The organism is Streptomyces viridosporus (assembly GCF_002078235.1).
GTDB classification, from domain to species: Bacteria; Actinomycetota; Actinomycetes; order Streptomycetales; family Streptomycetaceae; genus Streptomyces; species Streptomyces viridosporus.
Window position 1 is genome coordinate 1 of sequence record NZ_MSGP01000762.1, and the last position, 3,320, is coordinate 3,320.

Annotated in this window: 4 protein-coding genes; all 4 read right to left on the reverse strand. The window is 71.8% G+C overall.

Annotated features, from left to right (window positions below; all coding sequences use genetic code 11):
* A partial coding sequence (locus B7L92_RS37215; protein WP_159461093.1) for a flavodoxin-dependent (E)-4-hydroxy-3-methylbut-2-enyl-diphosphate synthase occupies positions 1–260 on the reverse strand: 260 nt, incomplete at its 3' end.
* 4 nt (positions 261–264) lie between these two features.
* On the reverse strand, positions 265–1,287 hold the full coding sequence (hpnH, locus tag B7L92_RS37220) for an adenosyl-hopene transferase HpnH (protein ID WP_081241546.1): 1,023 nt from the start codon (positions 1,285–1,287) through the stop codon (positions 265–267).
* Positions 1,288–1,292: 5 nt separating this feature from the next.
* The gene (locus B7L92_RS37225; protein ID WP_081241547.1) at positions 1,293–1,943 is read right to left on the reverse strand and encodes a phosphorylase family protein; all 651 of its coding nucleotides are present in this window, start codon (positions 1,941–1,943) and stop codon (positions 1,293–1,295) included.
* A partial coding sequence (shc, locus tag B7L92_RS37230; protein WP_081241548.1) for a squalene--hopene cyclase occupies positions 1,943–3,320 on the reverse strand: 1,378 nt, incomplete at its 5' end. The genes B7L92_RS37225 and shc, both read right to left, overlap by 1 nt.

Below are 3,320 nucleotides of genomic sequence, written 5' to 3' on the forward strand. Positions count from 1 at the left end.
CGCGCGATCACCGCCAGCGCGCCCGCGTCGTCCTGCGTGGGACAGGCCACCCGCACGATCTGGCACCCCGACGCGGTCAGCTCCGCGATCTGCTGCAGCGTCGCACCGATGTCCGCGGTACGCGTCGTCGTCATCGACTGCACCGACACCGGGGCGTCCCCGCCCACCGCCACGGACCCGACCTGGATCCGCCGGCTCTTCCGCCGCTCGGCGAGCGGCCGCGGGGGGATCTCGGGAACTCCGAGGGAGACAGCGGTCACGGCCTCACTCCCGGTTTCCGGAGACGGTCTCGCGCAGGGCCCGCAGCGACTCCTTCAGGGACCCCATGGTGGCGAGGACGGCGGTGGGCTCGTAGCCGCAGTGCGCCATGCAGTTGGCGCAGCGCGGGTCCTTGCCCCGGCCGTACCGGTCCCAGTCGGTGTCCTCGATCAGCTCCCGGTACGTCGGCACGTACCCGTCGCTCATCAGGTAGCAGGGGCGCTGCCAGCCGAAGAGCGAGTAGTTCGGGATCGCCCACGCGGTGCACGGGAAGTCGACCTTGCCCTCGAGGAAGTCCAGGAACAGCGGGGAGTGGTTCAGCCGCCAGCGGCGCCGGTTGCCGCCCGCGAAGGCCTTCCTGAACAGCTCGCGGGTCTGCTCCACGCCCAGGAAGTGCTCCTGGTCGGGGGCCTTCTCGTAGGCGTAGGCGGGCGAGATCATCATCTCGTCGACCTCGAGGTCGTCGTTGAGGTAGTTGAGCACCTCGACGACGGTCTGCGGGGTGTCGGTGTTGAAGAAGGTCGAGTTGGTGGTGACCCGGAAGCCGCGCCGCTTGGCCTCCTTGATGGCCGCCACGGCCTCGTCGAACACCCCCTCCTTCGCGACGGACTCGTCGTGCCGCTCCCGCAGCCCGTCGATGTGCACCGCGAACGCGAAGTACGGGGAGGGAGTGAACAGGTCCATCTTCTTGCGCAGCAGCACGGCGTTGGTGCACAGGAAGACGTACTTCCTCCTGGCCACCAACTGCCGGGCGATCTCGTCGATCTGGGGGTGCATCAGCGGCTCGCCGCCGGCGATCGACACCATCGGGGCACCCGATTCCAGCACCGCGCCCACGGCCTGGGCGACCGGCATGCGCTGCTTGAGCACCCCGGCCGGGTGCTGGATCTTCCCGCAGCCCTCGCACTTGAGGTTGCAGGCGAAGAGCGGTTCCAGCTCGACGATGAGCGGAAACTTGTCCCGCCGGCGGAGCTTCTGTTCGGCCAAGTATGTAGCGACCTTGATGGACTGGCGCAGCGGCATGGCCATCTGGCTCACCTCCTGGGGAGCAGCAAGGAACGGTGCCATTCATGGAAAGCCGGAAGTACGGAACGAAGAACACGGAAAGCCGATATTCCACCGCGCACCGTGCCGATCCGGACCAGCTCGTGTTCCGGAGCGTCCACGACCACCCGTACGGCCGCAACCGGGCGCTCACCCACGCGGACGGCGCTCAGCAGCGTGGCCGCCGATTCCATGTCGGCCGCGATCGCGCCGGTCGCGAACAGGTCGGACCGTTCGTGACCGCGGACGACGTGGTCGGAGCCGGTGAGCGGTCCGGTGTGGACGGTGCGCCCGGGCACCGTGCGCACCAGCTCCTTCACCAGCAGCTCGGTCCCCACGCACGGCACGCTGCCGCGCGGGTCCCGGGCCTCCTCGGCGACGACCAGGTCGCCGGGGTGCATCCCGGGGGCGAGCCCCGCGCAGAAGCCGGTGGCCAGCACGGCCGCCCCGCGCAGGGCCGGATGGGTGAGCACCCGGGTGACGGAGCGCTCGGCCGCCGCCGGCCCCATGCCCGTGCGCAGGACCGTGACGGGCCCGCCCGCACTCCCCCTGTCCCGTGCGGAGGAAGGGCGCAGGGCGAACTGCTCGATGCCGAGCGCACAGGCGATCAGCATCGGGGCCGGAGCGGGCCGGGCGCTCATCAGCTGCCCTTCGCCTCGGCGAGGGACTGCTCCTGACCGGTGTCCTCCCGCGCGGTGGCGGCCCCCGCCGCGCGGGGCTTCCTGGCGAAGGGCTCTCCGTGCACGTACCGGCCGAGCGCGGTGAGCGGGAAGACCTGCCGGTAGAGGTGGTAGTTGATGGAGAAGTCCCAGGGGAAGCCGGTTCCGGTGAAGTACGGCTCGTCCCAGGAGCCGTCCTCGCGCTGGGTGGCGGCCAGCCACTCGACGCCGCGTTCGACGGCCCGCGACTCCCTCTCGCCCGCCGCCAGCAGCGCCATCAGCGCCCACGCCGTCTGCGAGGCGGTCGAGGCGCCCCGGCCGCTCCACCCCCGGGCGTCCCGGTAGGAGCGCAGGTCCTCGCCCCAGCCGCCGTCGTCGTTCTGGACCGACTCCAGCCAGGCCACGGCCCGCCGGATCGCCGGGTGCGAGCCGGAGATCCCGGCCGCGGTCAGCGCGGGGACGACGGAGCCGGTGCCGTAGAGGTAGTTGACGCCCCAGCGGCCGAACCAGGAGCCGTTCGGCTCCTGCTCGGCGAGCAGCCACTGGACGCCGCGCCGGGTGCGCGGGTCGTGGGCGAGGCCCTCGGCGGCGAGCATCTCCACGACGTGCGCGGTGACGTCGGCGGACGGCGGGTCGATGACCTCGCCGAAGTCGCAGAACGGCAGCCGGTTGGGGAACGGGCTGGTGTTGTCGACGTCGAAGGCGCCCCAGGCTCCGTTCCTCGACTGCATCCCGAGGTTCCAGCGCACCCCGCGCCCGATGGCGTTGTCCACCCGCTCGGGGTCGTGGTGGGCGACCCTGCGCAGCGCGAGGACCACTTCGGCGGTGTCGTCGATGTCGGGGTAGTTGTCGTTGTGGAACTCGAACGCCCAGCCCCCCGGCGGCAGATGGGGTCTGCGCACGGACCAGTCACCGGGCCGCACGATCTGCTCGCCCAGCATCCAGTCGGCGGCCTTGACCAGTTGCGGGTGGTCGGCGGGCAGACCCGCGTCGGCCAGCGCGATGGTGGCGAGGCAGGTGTCCCACACCGGGGACTGGCAGGCCTCGATCATCCGGGCCCCGTCCTCGCGCCACACGGCGAACCGGTCCAGCGACTCCAGGCCGGCCCGCATCACGGGGTGGTTCAGGTCGTAGCCGAGCAGGTGGAGCGCGATGATCGAGTACACGGCCGGGGGCTGGATGCCGCCCCAGCAGCCGTCGTTCTCCTGGCGCTCGATGATCCAGCGGGCGGCGGTGTTCATGGCCGCCCTGCGCAGCCGGCGCGGGACGGCCCCGCGCAGGACGTGCAGGGCCTTGTCCAGTCGCTGGAAGGCCCCGTCCCAGCCGGTCACCGGGGCGAGGGCCCGGGGCGGGTTGGGG